This is a genomic window from Paenibacillus haidiansis (genome assembly GCF_036553665.1).
Taxonomy (GTDB): domain Bacteria; phylum Bacillota; class Bacilli; order Paenibacillales; family Paenibacillaceae; genus Fontibacillus; species Fontibacillus haidiansis.
Map to the genome: position 1 here is coordinate 469,148 of NZ_JAZHPZ010000003.1, position 17,586 is coordinate 486,733.

At 55.9% G+C, this 17,586-nt stretch carries 13 protein-coding genes; 1 reads left to right on the top strand and 12 read right to left on the bottom strand.

The window, feature by feature from the left end; translation table 11 throughout:
- The first annotated feature begins 36 nt into the window (after positions 1-36).
- Complete coding sequence (chrA, locus tag V3851_RS09270) at positions 37-1,314, top strand: chromate efflux transporter (protein ID WP_331846242.1); 1,278 nt, start codon at positions 37-39, stop codon at positions 1,312-1,314.
- A gap of 19 nt (positions 1,315-1,333) precedes the next feature.
- Here chrA and V3851_RS09275 read toward each other — a convergent pair whose 3' ends face one another.
- From V3851_RS09275 to V3851_RS09330, 12 genes are all read right to left on the bottom strand, one after another.
- The gene (locus V3851_RS09275) at positions 1,334-2,083 is read right to left on the bottom strand and encodes an SDR family NAD(P)-dependent oxidoreductase (RefSeq protein WP_331846243.1); all 750 of its coding nucleotides are present in this window, start codon (positions 2,081-2,083) and stop codon (positions 1,334-1,336) included.
- A 52-nt stretch (positions 2,084-2,135) separates the two neighbouring features.
- Positions 2,136-3,029 (bottom strand): NAD-dependent epimerase/dehydratase family protein, encoded by an 894-nt coding sequence (locus V3851_RS09280; protein WP_331846244.1) that lies wholly within the window; start codon positions 3,027-3,029, stop codon positions 2,136-2,138.
- A gap of 53 nt (positions 3,030-3,082) precedes the next feature.
- A complete protein-coding gene (locus V3851_RS09285) occupies positions 3,083-3,481 on the bottom strand; it encodes a hypothetical protein (RefSeq protein WP_331846245.1) in 399 nt (132 codons plus the stop codon).
- A 23-nt stretch (positions 3,482-3,504) separates the two neighbouring features.
- Entirely contained in the window at positions 3,505-4,302 is a 798-nt protein-coding gene (locus V3851_RS09290) for a DUF817 domain-containing protein (RefSeq protein WP_331846246.1), read from the bottom strand.
- 73 nt (positions 4,303-4,375) lie between these two features.
- Complete coding sequence (locus tag V3851_RS09295) at positions 4,376-4,897, bottom strand: nucleotidyltransferase family protein (RefSeq protein WP_331846320.1); 522 nt, start codon at positions 4,895-4,897, stop codon at positions 4,376-4,378.
- Between the two features lie 173 nt (positions 4,898-5,070).
- Entirely contained in the window at positions 5,071-7,524 is a 2,454-nt protein-coding gene (locus V3851_RS09300) for a glycoside hydrolase family 31 protein (RefSeq protein WP_331846247.1), read from the bottom strand.
- Positions 7,514-11,308, bottom strand: coding sequence for a TIM-barrel domain-containing protein (locus V3851_RS09305; protein WP_331846248.1), 3,795 nt, complete (start codon positions 11,306-11,308; stop codon positions 7,514-7,516). Before V3851_RS09305 ends, V3851_RS09300 begins: the two co-directional genes overlap by 11 nt.
- Complete coding sequence (locus V3851_RS09310) at positions 11,305-13,128, bottom strand: glycoside hydrolase family 125 protein (protein WP_331846249.1); 1,824 nt, start codon at positions 13,126-13,128, stop codon at positions 11,305-11,307. Before V3851_RS09310 ends, V3851_RS09305 begins: the two co-directional genes overlap by 4 nt.
- A 168-nt stretch (positions 13,129-13,296) precedes the next feature.
- Positions 13,297-14,586 (bottom strand): ABC transporter substrate-binding protein, encoded by a 1,290-nt coding sequence (locus V3851_RS09315; RefSeq protein WP_331846250.1) that lies wholly within the window; start codon positions 14,584-14,586, stop codon positions 13,297-13,299.
- Positions 14,587-14,693: 107 nt separating this feature from the next.
- Positions 14,694-15,521: a carbohydrate ABC transporter permease gene (locus V3851_RS09320; RefSeq protein WP_331846251.1), complete on the bottom strand. Its 828-nt coding sequence runs from the start codon at positions 15,519-15,521 to the stop codon at positions 14,694-14,696.
- Positions 15,511-16,395, bottom strand: coding sequence for a carbohydrate ABC transporter permease (locus V3851_RS09325; RefSeq protein ID WP_331846252.1), 885 nt, complete (start codon positions 16,393-16,395; stop codon positions 15,511-15,513). The genes V3851_RS09320 and V3851_RS09325 overlap by 11 nt, the downstream gene beginning before the upstream one ends.
- A gap of 15 nt (positions 16,396-16,410) precedes the next feature.
- Positions 16,411-17,436: a LacI family DNA-binding transcriptional regulator gene (locus V3851_RS09330; RefSeq protein WP_331846253.1), complete on the bottom strand. Its 1,026-nt coding sequence runs from the start codon at positions 17,434-17,436 to the stop codon at positions 16,411-16,413.
- Between the last annotated feature and the right edge of the window lie 150 nt (positions 17,437-17,586).

Below are 17,586 nucleotides of genomic sequence, written 5' to 3' on the forward strand. Positions count from 1 at the left end.
TATCAGATAGCTTTTAAAAGGAGGCTCTTCAATTCAATGACCATAGATCATCGTCGTGAAATCGACGCCCCTCCACAACCGGAAGCAGAGAGAAATTCTTTGTCCGGTTCTTCAGCCCTCCGGCGCCTGTACGAAATATGGACCGTGTCCGCCAAGCTGGGACTCACTTCGTTCGGCGGGCCGATCGCCCATCTGGGTTATTTTCATGAAGAATATGTAAAAAAACGCAAATGGCTAGATGAAAAAGACTATGCCGAATTGGTAGCGCTTTGCCAGTTCCTGCCCGGCCCGGCCAGCAGCCAGGTCGGCATCGGCATCGGCCTCCGGCGCGGCGGGCTGGCCGGAGCGGCCGCCGCCTGGCTCGGCTTCACTCTGCCGTCGGCCGCAGTCATGGTGCTGTTCGCGTTGGCGCTAAACGGCCTGGACGTCAGCGACGCCGGCTGGCTGCACGGGCTGAAGCTCACCGCCGTGGCGGTCGTCGCCCAGGCCGTGTGGAGTATGGGCCGCAAGCTGGCGGCGGGCCCGAGCCGCGCCGCCATCGCCGTGTTCGCGGCCGGGCTCACGCTGCTGCTGCCGGGCGCCTCCGGCCAGGTGACCGCCATCGCCGCGGCTGCGCTAGCCGGGCTGTGGCTGTACCGCCGCCACGACGCGGATATTGCCGTGCCGCAGGTCGCGCCCGCTCCCCAGCCGCCGCTGCGCCGCAAAGCCGCCCTCCTCAGCCTGGCGCTGTTCTTCGCCCTGCTCTTACTGCTGCCGCTATTCGCCGCACAGTCGTCCGGGGCGGGCGGAACAGCGCTTAGGCTCTTCGACAGCTTCTTCCGGGCGGGCTCGCTTGTATTCGGTGGCGGACATGTCGTCCTGCCCTTGTTGCAAAGCGAGGTCGTTCCTTCCGGTCTGGTCGGCCAGTCCGACTTCCTTGCCGGGTATGGATTTGTGCAGGCCATGCCTGGCCCCTTGTTTACGTTTGCCTCTTACTTGGGGGCGGTCATGAACGGCCTCCCGGGCGCGATCATCGCCACGCTGGCCATTTTCCTGCCCGCCTTCCTGCTGATCATCGGCGTGCTGCCCTTCTGGATCTGGTTATGCCGGAACGCCAAAATCCAAAGTGCCCTGCACGGTGTTAATGCCGCTGTCGTAGGTATCCTCCTCGCCGCATTGTACGATCCGATCTGGACAAGTTCAGTTCTCAGCGCCGGCGATTTCATGCTCGCCCTGCTGCTGTTCGCCATGCTGGCCTGGTGGAAGCTGCCGCCTTGGACCACGGTACTGTCGGGAGGCGCGGGCGGAATGCTCCTGAGTCTGGTCACCGGCTGACTTCGCGGTCAGCCGCCGCCTATTCCTCGTAGATCATCTTCCGCGTCATGCCGCCGTCCACGACGAGATGCGCGCCGGTGACAAACGTATTGTCCGGATGCGTTAAATACAGGCAGGCCCGGGCGATATCCTCCGGTCTTCCGACCCGGCCGGCGGGATGCTGGCGGTGGTCGATCTCCTTCAGCGCGTCGTAATCGCCCGTCTCGATCCAGCCCGGGCTGACGCAATTGACGCGGATGCCGTCCCCGCCGAGCGAAACCGCGAGCGCGTGGCTGATCGATACGATCGCTCCTTTGGAGGCCGCATAGGCCTCCGAATTCGGCTCAGACATGATGGAGCGCGTCGAAGAGATATTGACGATGGCGCCGCCCTCCGGCTGGCGCTTCATCACCTTCGCCGCTTCGCGCGAAGTCAGGAATACACTGCGCACGTTCGTATCGAGCACATCGTCCCATTCTTCCGCCGTGAGCTCATAAACCGATTTGAAACGCGAAACTCCGGCGTTGTTGACTAGCGCGTCGATCCGGCCGAATTCGCGCTCCGTCTCGGCGATCAGCCGAACAATATCGGCTTCCGAACGGACTTCGCAGCGGATAAACCGCGCCTTTCCGCCGCCGCTCACAATCTCTTCCGCCGTACGGGCGCCGGTCTGCTCATTCAGTTCCGCCACAACCACGGCGGCCCCTTCTTTGGCGTAAGCCATCGCCACGCCCCGGCCGATCCCTTGGCCCGCTCCGGTTACAATGACAACCCGGTCATGAAACGTCATCTCTCTGCTACCTCCCTAATTTAGTCGAGGTTCCCGGAGGGAACTTCCGCATTCAAGCTTTTCCTTCGACAATTTGCCCAACTAAATCGGGCATCCAATCCATTACCTTACCGAAACGGTACCCCGCCGCCTTAGCTTTGGAAATGTCCAACACCCACGAAGACGGTACGCCGAAGGGCGATTCGTTCTCCGGTCCGGCCTCTTCTTCCGGCAAGACAATCGCCCGTTTGCCCGTTATCCCCTCGATTAGCCCAAGCAGCTCCGAGATCGTCAGCGCTCCGTCGGAACTGGCATTGACCGGTCCGGCCAGATCGGTGCCGGTTCCCAGCCAGTGCAGGAAATCCGCCGTTTCCGCCGACGAGATGAACGACATCTCGGCCGCCAGATTCGGCAAGCCGATCGGAGTTCCATTCATGATTCGTTCGACATGAAAATGCAGCCTCCGTGTATAATCGTCAGGCCCCAGCACGATCGGAATCCGCATCGCCGCCACCGGAAATCCCGCCTGCTGAAAAAAGACGGCCTCCGCCTGTCTTTTGCCTTCCCCGTAATCCATATCGGTTCGTTCCCCCGCTCCCCATGCATACTCATAGGGATTCACATCATTTTCCACGGCGGGCGACTTCCCGAAGCCGTATACCGACAGCGTCGAGGTCATTACGTAGCGCCCCACCCGTCCTTGAAACGCTCGCACCGCGGCCAGCGCCTCATTCGGCGAGTAACAGATGTTATCGTACACGATATCCCAAGGCCCGGCTTCCGCCGCCTTCGCAAGCGAAGTCTCGTCCGAGCGGTCCACGGTCAGCCGGTTGACCGGCCCGTCAAATTCAGCTTCCGTCAACCCGCGCGTCGCCACGGTTACGTCATGGGCGCCTTCCCGAAGCAGCAAATTCACCAATCTTTTGCCGAAATATCTCGTTCCGCCGAGGACAAGCACTTTTCCCATTCAAAGCACCCCTTTTCCCAATTTAGGATCGCTGAAGCGTGAGGAACGTCGCCTTAACGGCTGCCGAACAGGCTCTTCATCAAGCTTAAGCCGCACAGCAGCGTAAAAAAGAAGTGACCCTCCTGAGCCGCTATATTTTTATATAAAGAGTAATAAGGCATGTTTAGATACAGGTTCAACACCGGGTACAGCATTAAAATCAAACTAGGCAAAAATACAAAAAAGAATAGAGGCCGTTGAAACTTCCTGCGGTTCGGCAGCCCGCCGAGCAAACTGACGTAGGCGCCGAGCACCAGCCCGTAGAGTAAATTCCCCAGCATTCCGTAGCTGATTTTGAGCACTTTTTCCGGATTTTGCTCCATCGCGCCCACAAACCGGTTGCCGTAATAGACCAGCACCAGCGCGCCGAGAATCCACAGCAAGTAATAGAAATACCCTTTGGATTTATTCATGAATGTCTCTCCCTTGTATCGGATTACGAATGATGAAAATTCGTTTGCGGCGGACCTCCTTTAAGCCCGGCTTTGACATGCTTTAACTGGGCGACAATGATGATGCTGATGACGACGAGCAGAAACCAGGAGCTGATTTTGCCGATATGCACGAGCCGCCACACCTTCTCCTGGTCCGGATAGCTCCAAGCTCCGAGAAAGGTCGATATATTTTCCGCCACCCAGATAAAGAAACCGATCAGCAAAAAAGCCAAGGTCAGCGGCATCCAGTACGTCTTGCCGAGCAGCGTGAAATAAACCCGGGTCCGGATAAACACGATCACGAGCAGCCCCGTCAGAATCCAGCGGTAATCGCCGATAAAATGATGCGTGAAAAAGTTAAAATAGATCGCCGCGCATAACGGAACGACAAACACGGCTTTCGGCCAGCCCGTCATTTGCAGGTTCAGCCTGCGCCAGGCCTGGCAAATATAGCTGGCTACACTGGCATACATGAATCCGCTGTAGAGCGGAACTCCGAAAATTTTGCTCCATCCGGCCTCGGGATACGACCAGGAGCCCATATGTACTTTGAACAGCTCCAAAGCAAGACCGATGAGATGAAATACGCAGATGACCTTCAGTTCATCCATCGTTTCCAGCTTGATTACGACCATGCCGATTTGCGCCAATAAACAGATTAACAGAATCAGATCATAGCGGTGTAAACCGGGAACGGCAACTACCTTGGTCAATGCCAGCGCGCCGAAAATAATGACCGGAAAAATGCAGGACAAAGCCTGCAGCCATGCAAATTGCAGCAAACTGCGGATAAAAGTCATAGAGCCTCCCGTTTCCTGCCCGCAAATTTCTCAGGCTCAAAATTCAACACTCAAATTCTAGCATACATACGATTTAAGAGCATGCATCTTTCTGCGGCGGCACGACCGTGAGCCGGGGCCAAATCCTCAGCCATTCCTTCTCCCGGATTCTGCCCTCAAAAATACTCCGTTCGTGAAAATACGGGCTTTGCCGGACGCGCAATTCCAACAAGTCGCTCAGCCCGAACGGGGCGATGATCTCGATATTTCCTGCCGCATCCAGCCGGGCGCCGACGGCTGTAGCCGTTTCCGGCCAATGCAGCATCGCCTCCTCGACCGAGCCGTATGGCGAATCCCCATTCTTAAGATGCATACGCGCCTGGTTCTTGACCGACCAAGCCCGCTTCGGATTAAGCACTCTTAGCCGGGCATCATATTCTTTCTCGGCTTCTTCTTCCCGGCATTCCGGGTCATAGTAAAGCACATCGACATCATGAAGCGGCGTTCTGCCGGAATATCCGTGCAGCGCGTCCCAGACAAAATTACGGAAATATCCGGCCGCGATACAGCCTTGGGGCAGCCCAAGCCCGGCAACGGCCTTAAGGTCGGCCATCATGTCGGGCTGCCCGGCAATCGCTTCCCTAAGCCCGGCGGCATCGGTAATGGGATGATGACAATGATCATTGATCTGCAAGAAACTCCCTCCCTTAATGGGATCAAACGTTCCTTTATTATACAACAGAAGAACCGGGCTCTGGTAAACTTTTGAGCCCGGTTCTTCTCCGTTTTTTACTTTATGATTGCGCATTCCCACGCTTTGTCCTGAGATATTTTGAGAATTAACTCTTGGCGTCCGCTATCGTAAAACCATCCGTCCATTCCCTCCAGTTCCGCCGCGGAAGCCGCTTGTTTTAAGCCGCTGACCTCCTTCGGTTCGGTGCCCAGATGCTTGATCACGACCCGTACATGTTCTCTCGAACGCTCATATCCACGGTAGAGCTCCTCAAAGCCGAAATGGAGAGAATCCTCCGACTCTTCCGCGAAGCAGCGCAGCTCATTGTAGCTTCCCTGCTTGTAGTTCTCGCTTACCCCGTCATCTTCGTATAATTGAAACTCGTTCTTGACAGATTCCCTTAGACTTTGCCCCAGGGAGTAATAGTTCAAAGTAAGATCGCTCCATCCGGCATCGGTCGTATGCTGTGCCCGACCCGTCTCCGGAATGACGGCTCCGCCGCGCACGAAGATCGGCAGCGTATCGAGCGGCGCGTGAACCATGATATGCCGGCCTCCTTCATGCCGCTCGCCGGTCCAATAATCGTACCACACGCCTTGCGGAAGATAGACGACCCGATGCGCGGTTCCCGGTCTGTAAATTGGCGCGATCAGCAAATCCCGCCCGAACAGGAACTGGTCGGAGAGCAGATACGTTTCCGGGTCGTCCGGATATTCCAGCGCCAGACTGCGCAGGATCGGCAAGCCCGTCAGCGTCGCCTCCCGGAAATAGGCGTAAAGATACGGAAGCAGCCGGTATCTCAGCGAGATATACTCGCGGCAGATGTCCTCCACTTCGGCACCGAACCGCCATGGTTCCTGATACAGCGTTTTATGGGCGCTGTGGTTCCGGCACAGCGGGGAGAACGCCCCCATCTGCGTCCAGCGGGCGAGCAGCTCCCCAGAGGCGGAGTGCTCGAACCCGCCGATATCGGAGCCGCAGAAAGCGATGCCCGAGAAGCCCAAATTCATGCTCATCGGCATGAACATCGCCATATGCTCCCAGAAGCTGCGGTTGTCACCGGTCCAGACGGCGGCAAACCGCTGGATTCCCGCGTATCCGGCACGGGTCAGAACGAACGGCCGCTCGCCGTTTAAGAGCCGCTGCATCCCTTCGTACGTCGCCTTCGACATGCCGAGCCCGTACATATTATGCCAGGCTTCATGGGTGATCGGCCGCCCGTCGTTGCGGTGCACGACGTCGAGATCCATCGTGTGCGTCTCGCAGGCAAACACGCTCGGCTCGTTCATGTCATTCCAGATCCCTGCAATGCCCATCTCCGCATAATCCCGGTGCAGATCGCCCCACCACTTTGCCGCTTCCGGGTCGGAAAAGTCCGGGAACACGCTCATGCCTGGCCAGACTTCGCCATGAAAATGACTTCCGTCCGCTTTGACGCAAAAAAGCCCTTTTTCCGCCCCGTCCACATAAACAGGAAAGCGTTCGTCGATTTTCACGCCGGGATCGACGATCGGCACGATCCGGATGCCCATCTCCTTCAGCTCGGCGATCATGCGTTTCGGGTCGGGAAACTGCTGCCGGTCGAACGTAAATACCTTGAATTCCTCCATGTAATGAATATCCAGGTAGATCGCGTCGCAAGGAATCCCTTTGGCCCGGAACGTCCGGGCTAGCTCCAGCACTTCCTCCTGGTTCATGTAGCTGTAGCGGGACTGCTGATAGCCGATGGCCCAGAGCGGCGGCATATCCATCCGGCCCGTCAGCAGGGTGTAATTCCTGACGACGTCCTTCAGGGTCGGTCCAGCCACAAAGTAAGCGTCGAGCAGTCCGGTTTCCAGATCGATCAAGTAATGGTCCTGGTCTTTTCGCATGTCGAATTGTATTTTTCCCGGATTGTCAATAAACAGGGCATAAGCTTGGCCACGGTCATGATGGACCAGTACCGGAATGGATTGATACAGCGACTCCATATCGGCTACATGCGGCGAATACACATCGGAATTCCACATCGTATAGCGCTCGCCGCGCTTGTTGAGGAAGCCCGTTGTTTCGCCCAGGCCGTAAATTTGCGCCGCGCCGGTCATCTCGCCGCGGCACTGCAGATGCGCTTCACCGCCGTAGTAGACATGGCGGTTCCCCATCGGCTTCCCGGCGGCATCCGTTACGCGGAAGGACAGATCGAGTTTGTCGATCTCGACGGTCCGGTTTCCGCCGCCGCTTAAGAAAATCGTTTCATCGCTTTCTTGGACGAGGATCGGGATATCGCCATTGTCCGACAACATCGCGGCATAAGCGGGAAGCGGCCCGCTTAAGGCTTCTTTCGCCGCCGCCCCCGTAATGCGAATGATATCTTCATAGATCCACTGAATCAGCAAGGAGCCGTTCCGCCCTTCGATGACGCATCTTCCCGACTCGGCATGAGCACCTAGAAACGGGCCGAACGGCTCGACCTTTCTGTCCGATCGCTGCATCAGTTCGCCGTCCGGGCGAATCATTTCACTAGTTAGCATCGTTTCCCCCAGCTTTCATCTTGATGTCAAAACGGTGTTCGCCTTGGCTGACGGTTAGGATCAAATCCGTGCCCCGCCGGCGGCAGCCCGGCTTCGCAGGCAAATGTTCAGGCCACGCTTCAATGGACACCTCCGCACCGTCGGCTTGAACCGAATTCGCTTCGCCTACGCTGCGCAGGATCAAGCTAACCGGACCGGAAACATTTGAGCTTACGTTTATCCGCAAGCTGTTGCTATCGACCGCCCCTTTTAGAACCACCCGGTTCCCAAGGTCGTCTGTAAAGGTATAATCCAATTTATCTACCGGGAATATCATGAAGGCAAGCTGCTCATAACGATCGACCGCATTGCCGACATGGGAGCCAAGTTCAAGCTTCCCGTTCAGGTTGAGCGGAATGATCCCGTCCTCGCGGATAAACACGGGGATTTCATCCAGATCCGCAGGGAGGACGACGCTTCGTCCGCCTTCCACCAGCCGGTCGTCGAACAAGGAGATCCAGCTCCCTTCCGGGAAATACACCCGTTTGTCGTAGGCGCCTTCTTCCGTCACCGGCGCGACGAGCAGGCTCGCGCCGAACATATACTGTGCCGTAAGACCGGCGCAGGCGCGCTCCCGCGGAAACTCCACGGCCATCGCCCGCATCATCGGCTCGCCCGTGAGGCTGGAATGCACCGCCTCGGCATAGACGTACGGAAGAATATTCATGCGGATATCCGCGTATTTCTTATACAGCCCGATAACCTCCGGGCGGCCCGTGCGTTCCGCGATATTCCACGGCGTCCGGTCCTGGTTGAATTCGCCCTTCGTCTCCGCATGGTATTGCATGACCGGGCAGAACGCCGCCATTTGCGCCGAGCGGACGAACAGCTCCGCGGTCGGAATATCCCCGTGGAATCCGCCGAGATCCCAGCCCCAGAACGGAATGCCGGACATGCCGCTGGTCAGCCCGGCAATGATGGAAGATCGGAACGCGTCATAGGTCGAGCGCTCGTCCCCGGCCCAATGCAGCGGATATTGCTGGGCGCCGGTATAGCCGGACCGGCTGAACGTAATGCCGTTGCCGTTCGTCCGCTCCTGCACAAACCGGTAATAGCTTCCGATATAGTCGAGCGGATAGCGGTTATGCATTTCCGCTGCGCCCGTTCCGTCCGCAAAGGCCAGATCGCGGCCGAGAATACATTCGCCGCCGTCGGTCTTAAACCCGTCGATTCCGACCTCGTCGAGCAGGTACTGCCGTTTTTGGAACCACCAATCCCGCCCCACTTCGTTCGTAAAATCGATCACCAGGCAGTCCTTGAACCAGTTGTACGGAATGCGGTACGGACTGCCGTCCGTCCGGTGGACGTGATAATGCTGTTCGAGCATAAATTTTTCGTCCCGGTCCTTTTGCTCGTGCGTAATGCCGTACATATATTTTTGAATCGGAATTTGCCACAGCAGCACTTTCAGGCCCTGTCCATGAAGCTCCTCCACCATTTGTCGCGGATTCGGCCACCGGCCCCATTCCGGGAACGTAAAATCTTCGTAAGTCAGCATTTCGCCCCCGTCGACCGCTTTGTACTGCGCATCGTTGAAAATGTAGAAGGTCGCCTCATCGCTCCATTGCTCCAGTACGATCACCGTCGAAGGAATTTCGTAGCGGCTCGTCAGTTCCACCTGCTTCATCGTCTCGGCTTGGCTGTCCCAGTTATTGCTGGACATCCACGGACCGAACGCCCATTTCGGCGGCAGGACCGGTTTGCCCGTTACCTCGCTGAACGACGAGATCACCGCAAGCGGAGCGCCGGTAAACCAATGCACCGTCAATGCGGGCGATGCCGGATTCAGCTCGGCTTCCACCGTCAGCACGTCGGATTCCTGCGATCCGAAATGAAAACGGGAATACATCAGCGTATCGAGATAGCAGCCGTAGCCTTGCGAACTGATATAAAACGGTACGGGCATATACGTTTTGAGTCCCTGGCTGCGATATTCATTGTATACGTGGTTATCCACGCTAAATCCGCGGTACTCCATGCGGGCGTAGCGTTCGCCCATCCCGTAAGCGTGTTCTCCGTCCTGAAGCCGTAAATTCAGCCTAGCTCCGTAAATGCCGCCCGCGCCGTCGGTCATCACCTCCGCCGGCGGATTTCCGGTGCCTTGCGCCGTCTCCAGCACCAGGCCGCCCTGCGCATCCAGCAAGCGCCATCCGAGCTTGCCGTTCTCCCGGCCAATATCCAGTACATAGCCGTCGACCGTTAAACTCCAATGCGTTGCCTCCTTCTCAAGCGGCATAGCCTCAAAGTCTGCCGCTTTCCGCCAATCCAGCGTGAATTCCACGCCGGCGCCGGCACTTTGTCCTCTGCCTTTGCCAAAGCGCAAGACCGGCTGCAGGCCCGAACCCGGCAGCGCCGCAAATTGCAGTGCAACACCCTCCGGTGTTTCACGGACGCCGACCGGTTCGCACAATCCCGTCCACGACCGGACCGTAAAGGAATAGGATTCGGACACCGCCGTCTCGCCGCCTTCCTCCACAACGAAACGGTAGTCCGCCGCCTGCCCGAAAGCGAAGCGGCCAAGCGCGGCTTCCCATACTTTTTCCCCTTCTCCGGCGGTCACCAGCTTCATCGGCAGCCGTTCAATTTCTCCGCCGTTCACGCGGTATTCCACCATTACCGTCTGCGACTCGGGGTGCAGCGGCAGCGTCGCCATCCGGACGAACACCAATTCGCCCGCCTCGGGATAACGGGGAGACCGTTCATGCGGCGCGTAAATATAAGGATCGTCCGTCCCGGTCGGCTCATGCAGCATGGAGACGGTCCCGCCGCCTTCGGCGTTCGCGTCGCCCTGCAGCGCCTTATTCAAGGCCTCGTCCGCAATGGCGCAAACGGCATCGGCAAGCAAGCTTACCGGAACCTGGCCGCCCCGCTTGCGGAGCTCCTCTTCGCGGTAGATCGGCTCCTTGGACGTCACCGGGTCCACTTCCGGCAAAGATCCTTCGGCCGACCCTGCGCGAAGTTCGGCGACTTGCGCCAGCAGCAGCTTCGCCTTGGCGGTGTCGCCTTTCTCGCTGTAGTACCACGCGAGCAGCCCGCTCAGCGCCGGACGCTCACATCCGCCGAAGCTTAGGTCGTCTTCCGAAAATCGGACGCCGCGGCCGATCAGCTCGCGTTCGGCTACAAACAAGGCCTCGATCAGAATGCGGTCCTCGATGCCGAGCAAGCCGAACGGAACCGCGGCAAGAACGATATCGCCGTAAATATCACGACTGCCAAGGCGGCTCACAATCTTGCCTTCCTTGATCATATTGGCGAACAGCAGCTCGCGGATATCTTTGAGCAGGCGCTGGAGATCGGCGGCGGAAGGACCTTCCGCCTCAGCGTCTTCCGACCAGGAAGGCTGCACCGACAGCACCGCCCCGTATAGAATCGCCAGATTACTCAAATAAATCGCGGAATCCTGTCCCGGAATTCCGAGCCAGTGCGGCAGCGAATCGCTCCAATGGCGAGACACGGCTTCCAGCGCTCGGGCCGCCGTGTTCCGCAAGGCCGTGATCAGCGACAAATCGCCGGTAGCATTGCTGTATTCGCCAAGTATCCACAGCCAGTAAGCCGCATCCAGCACGTCCGTACCTTCCAGCCTATGCGTGTTAAGCTCCGAATCGGAGGCTTTTAACCAGAGGGATTGGCGCAAGACTTGCTCCGTTTCCCGGATAAAAGCTACCGCCTCCCCGGTATTGTTCTTTTTCAGTCCGGCGTAACTGCGAAACGCTTCGTCACGAATAAGGTACGATGTTTTCGTCATGATGCGGCCTCCTTGTCATAGAAAGATACGTACATAGCGTAAGCGAGGAATCCGGCGCAGGTGGCGAACGCTTCGCCCGTCTCGCACTCGCCCGTTTGCTCGTTCACGCTCTCGCAAGCGATACCGTTGTCCATTTTGAGGTGCGGAAGCATTTGCAGGAAATGCTCCTTGCGGCCCGACAGCAGGCTGTTCGCAATGCTGAGAATCCACGGATGCGGCGCATGCTCGCAGCCGATATCCGCAATCGTAGCTCCAGCAAACGAATATAGATACTCCGGTCTGCGGATATGCTCCACGGTTGCCTTATACACCGGGTCTTCCCAGTCGCAAAAGCCGTAGAAAGGCAGCAGGGTCAAGCTGCCCGGCGGCTCGTCGTATACATTCCAGCCGCCTTCCAAGTCCACCGACCAGACAAACATCGTTTTGCCGTCCACATCTTTGACGCAGTGTTCATAAATGGCCTTCCTGGTTTCTTCCGCCATGCCGAGCAGTTTATCCGTCAGACTGGCGCGGTCCGGCATTAATTCCGCCAGGTAACGCAAAATGGTGACGACCAGCACATTGTTGTAAGTTAGATACGGGTGCACGATCATATCGTCGGTCGGCTGCAGGAAGGTTTCATACAGCGCGATATCCTGATGCTTTTTGGTCGCCAGAATATCCAAAATCCGCTTGATGCCTTTGGCGAAGAGCGGTTCATTTACGATGTCCGCTTCTCCCGTACGTTTAACATAGTTATATAGCGCAATGATCGGCGCGCACAGTTCATCCAGCTCGAAGCCCGGCTCGAGCACCGTGCCGTCGATGTAACGGCTGTGCACGCCGACGTTTCTCATCTGGATGTCGAAGACATATTCGAGCATTCGGCGGGCGTGCCCGGCGTCTGCGATCAGGATCGACGGGAAGCTCCAGAGCAGGCTGTCGCGGTCCCAATAAGCGGCGCTGACGTAATACCGCGGGCTCCGGGAAGTCACGAGCACAAACTGCTCCGTATCCATCGTCATGCCGGAAGCATAGAAGAAGTTAAAGAACAGATTCGTGTTGAACAAACGGTCCAGCTCCTCCCGTCCGCTGTGCTGCCGCCGTTCGTCTAGCCAGGATACCGTACTCGAAAGGAGACGGTCATAGCCCTTACGCAGCATCTCTTTGGCCGCCGTCGTCGAGCCAACCTCTTCGAATCCGAGTCCCCAATAGAAGTCGACCGCCGCGGCTTCGCCCGGTGCGAGGGACAGCTTTTTGCCGAAGCGGTAGAGAATGCTGTCCCCTTCTTCTTCCACCTGCTCCACATCCATAGCGCCTTCAAAAATCGGAGCAAATGAAAATACGGACACCGTGCTGCGGAAATCGAACACATGCGAGTGGTTCCAGCCGCTTTCATAGACGAATTTTTGTCCGATAACCGGTTTGGTCTCATTGATCGTATGCTTCGTTTCCGTCCAGTTTCCTCGCAACCCGAGCGTAATATCCAGAGCCTCCCGCCCTGCGTTGACCGCCTTGAGCCGGTACACGAAGCCCCGTTCTTCAAGCGGAGCCAGCACTGTTCCTTCAAGCGCAAGTCCGGGAACGCCAGTGAATCTGGCCGTAAAGGACGGAACCCAGTCGCCGATCCGCCGCCATGCCACCCGTTCCGGCTTGTGCTCCTTTCCTTTTATATCGATAAAAGGCTCAAACAGCGCCGCTTCGGACGCCGGATCGCCTGCGATTTCCACGATTCCTTTGTAGCCCATATGCAAAAAATTAATCGACTCGATCGCCGCTCCCTGTTCGGTGAGCAGCGGGATCGCAACCATTTCGTTTCCGGTAGGCAGATATGTTTTCATTACTCGTTCACCCCATCGTACTGATTTCTATAAGTTCCCCATGGTTATCTTTGCCATGGCGTTAAAGTTTGAAGTATGATAGTAATTGAAAGAAAAGTAAGGGATCGTTCCCACAAACGACCCCTTACCGCTTGGAGCTGGGTAATCAGGACCTTACAGTCGCATCGTTTATTTCAAGATGTCTTCCAGTTTTTTCTGGGCTGCGTCGAGTGCGGTTTGGACATCGGATGCGCCGAGTCTTGCTTTATCCAGCTCTTCCCCTATTGTGGTCGAAATTTCGTTCCATTTCTCCGGCTTCGGACCTACCGGAGGCAGCACGAGCGAATCCAGCGCTTCAATGACCTTCCGCTTCGATTCCGGCGGAGTTTGCGCGAAGTAAGCTTCAAGCATGCTATCGTCCGCAATCGCCGGTACGCTCCAGTCTTTCGCAATCCGCTGCTCCACGACAAAAGGATCTCCGGACATGAACTTCAGGAACTTCCAAGCCGCTTCGGCATGCTTGCTGTCTTTGGACACCGCAAGCCCGTCGGCGAAAAATTGATGCGCTTTTTGCGTATTCCCCGGTTCCAGGGCGATATCCCAGCTAAAGCTTGCATCAGCGAACCGGGACAAGTTCCATATCCCCGTACGGAACATGGCGATTTGGCCGTTCTTGAACGCATTGATGTCGGCGTCAGGCTGCGTGAACGTATCATCGTTCAACGGCGGGGACACTTGGTATTTGGACGCTTTGTCGATCATCCATTGCAGCGCTTCCGCATTGGCCGGACTGTTGACCACCGGTTTGCCGTCCGCATCGAAAATGCCTCCTCCGTTTTGCGCGATCGTCTTGTAGAATTCATAAAATTGGATCGGCGCATAGGTACCCCAAATGCCTTTATCCGCATCGGTCAACTTTTGCGCGGCCTCCAGTTCTTCTTTCCAGGTCCAGGAGTCGTCGGGATAAGCCAACTGTTTTGCATCGAACAGGTCTTTATTGTAGACCAGCACGACGTCCGAGAAGCTTTCCACCATGCCCATCTGCTTGCCGTCGAATTTGAATGCGTCATAAGCCAGCTCTTTGTATTGCTCAGGTTTAAAATCCGTATCCTTTGCGATAAGGTCGGTAAGATCCATCAGTACGCCTTGCGACGCATAGGTCATAAAGTTCTCGTAGCTGACTTCGAACACGTCCGGCGCGGTGCCCGAGGCAATCGTCGTGTTCAGCTTTGTGACGTAGTTTTGGAAATCGACGATTTCCAGATCGACTTTGATGTCCGGATGGGCCTCTTCGAATTTTGCGATCATGCCTTCCAATGTTTCCTCTTGGGCCCCGCTGGCGGTGTACTGCATGAATTTGATCGTCTCTTGACCGCTACCGTTCGCGCTGTTCGCGCTACTGCCGCCGTTTGACCCGCAGGCCGCCGTTACCAGCATCAGGCTGAGCAGCAGAAGCCATGCCAAACTTTTTTTCACCATAACCATCTCTCCTTATGTCGTTCTTGAATGTTAATGCCGTGTTTCGCTTTACTCAAACTATCTAACCGGATCCCCTTTGAATTCTTTTCCTCCTTTTACCAGTTTGTTTATTTTATCCCACTCATCGTAATCCCTTTGATAAAATGCTTCTGCGCAAAGAGATAGACGATGAAGATGGGGATAAACGAGACCACGTTGCCGGCCATCAGAATGTTCCATTCCGTCGCCCAGCGGCCTTGCAGCTTACTTAGTCCAAGCGGCAAAGTCATCAAATTCGAATCGCTCGTAATAATAAGCGGCCACAGGAAGTTATTCCACGAGCTCATGAAGGAAAAAATCAGCAAGGTCGCAAGCACCGGCTTGCTCAGCGGCAGGATCAATTTGCGGAAAATTTGAAAATAGCCTGCCCCGTCAATAAAAGCCGCTTCCATCAGCGCGTTCGGAATCCCGATCATATGCTGGCGCAGCAGGAAAGTGCCGTAGGCGCTGAATATCCCCGGCAGGATGAGCCCGGCCATCGTATTCACGAGATGCAGCTTTTGAAAAATAATGAACAGCGGCGTCATCGTAACCTGCATCGGAATCATCAGCGTAATCAAAAACAGAAAGAACAGCGCCTCTCTACCCTTGAAGTTGATCTTCGCGAACACGAACGCCGACATCGCGCAAAATAAGAGCTGCAACCCGGTTGAAATGACGGCGACCGCCACGCTGTTCCACAGCGAATGAAAGATCGGAAAGTATTTTTCGATTTCCAGAAAATTGTCAAAGTTAAATTGCGAAGGAATCCACTTCGGCGGCATTTGCACGACTTCAAGGCTGTCCTTGAATGCGCCGCTTAACATCCACACGAACGGAAACACAAGCGCAATGGAAGTAATGGTCAATACGATATGGCTGGCGGCGTTTTTCCACAGCGTTGCCTTATTTGTCATAAACGACCCACCTTTTTTGCAGTTGGTTCTGTGCCAGCGTCACGATGAATATAATCGCGAACAGCACCCAGGATTGCGCCGATGCAAAGCCCATCTTGTTGTTCATGAAGGCGTTTTTATAAACCTGCTCGACAATCGTGCTCGTGCTGCCGGCCGGACCGCCTCCCGTCATGATGACGACCTGATCGAACAGCTGGAACGAATTGATCATCGACATCGTGAGCACAAAGAACAATGCCGGCGTCAGCAGCGGAATCGTAATTTTCCATAATTGCGTCAAGGAGCTCGCTCCGTCAATCTGTGCCGCTTCGTAATAATCGTCGGAGATTTCCTGAAGCCCGGCCAACAGGATGATGGCTACATAGCCGAGGTCCTTCCACACTGTAACGGCGATAACCGCGGGCAGCGCCCAGGTGAAATCCTGGAGCCATATCGGCCCGTCGATGCCGAACAAGGAAAGGAAATAGTTGACGAGTCCGCTCTGACCGTTGAGGAACCAGCGCCATACGATCGAGACGGCGACCCAGGACGTAATGACCGGTATGAATACCATCGCCCGGTAAAATTTCACGCCGCGCATTTTCCGGTTCAAGAGCACCGCAAGCAAGGTGCCCAGCACGAGTACAAGCGGGATATAGCCGACGATGAATTTTAAAACATTGAGCAGTGAGGTATATGATTTCTCATCCGTGAACACCTTTACGAAATTGTCCAAGCCTACGAACTTGGGCGATGACAGCATATTCCAGTCGGTAAAGCTGATCACGCCCGAGGTGAGCATCGGGATGAGCTGGAACAGCAGTAGCCCGATCAGGCTGGGAAGCAAAAACAATAGTATCGTTGTCCGCTTCATCCATTTGTTTTGACCAACCATGTTTCCACTCCTTTATCACTTGATTCGGCGCACCGTGTCCCTTTCCTTGATCGAAATCGGCAGCAGAGTGACGCCGCTGTCCAGGTTCTGCTTGCCGTCCAGCACGTCGATGAGATATCTCGCCGCCGCGAGGCCGCGCGCCTTGATGTCCTGATGAACGGTCGTCAATTTCGGATAGAAAATGTCGGACAACGAAATATCGTCAAAGCCCATGACCGAAATATCGTCCGGTACCTGAAGTCCTCCCTGGCGTAGCCCGTTGATCACGCCGTAGGCCATCATATCGCTGGTCGCGAACACGGCCGTCAAATGCTTATGCCGTTCGGCGATCTCGATGCCGGCTTCCAGCCCGTATTCATAGCTCACCTGGCCCTCGAACACGAGGTCGTGATCATAGAACAGGTTGGCTTCGCTAAGCGCTTTTTTGTAACCGAGATAACGCTTCTCAACTACGCCGTCCTTGCGGATCATCCCCGTAACGAGTCCGATGTTGGTGTGACCCTGCTCGATTAAATGCTTCGTCGCCAGGTAGCCGCCGAGCTCATCGTCGATGCGGATCTTTTTGAACGAATCGTCGTTGATGTAGCTGTCGATCAGTACGATCGGAATGTCGACCTTCTTCAGCTCCTCGTAGAAGCTTTCCTGATAAATTCCCATAATGACGGCCCCGTCGAGGTTGCGCTGCATCGTTAAATCGAGATAGCTCTGCCCTTTCTCCACGCCCGAGATCAGCACATGATACCCGTGCTGCCGCAGTTCGGCCTCGATGCCGCAGATCAAATCGCTGTAGAACGGGTTTTCGAGCAGCAGGCGCTTGTCGTTTTCCGTCTGCGGGATGACGACGCCGATCAGGCTGGACCGTTTGCTCGCCAGGCTGCGCGCCGAAAAATCGGGAATGTAGTTCAGTTCTTCGATGGCCTTATGGATCTTCGCCAGCGTCTCTTCCGACACTTTTCCTTCCCGCCCATTCAGCACATAAGAAACGGCGGCCGTGGAAACCCCGGCTTTTTCCGCCACGTCTTTAATGGTCGTACGTTTCATTCCTCCACCTTCTTTTTTTACTTCGTTTAACATCTCCATGGAAAAGGTTAAGCGTTTAAGTTACATTATAGATATGAAAACGCTATTTTACAAGTATGAATATTTTGAATGTGACGATAAACTAGGTTATGTTGGTTAAACGGTTTACTT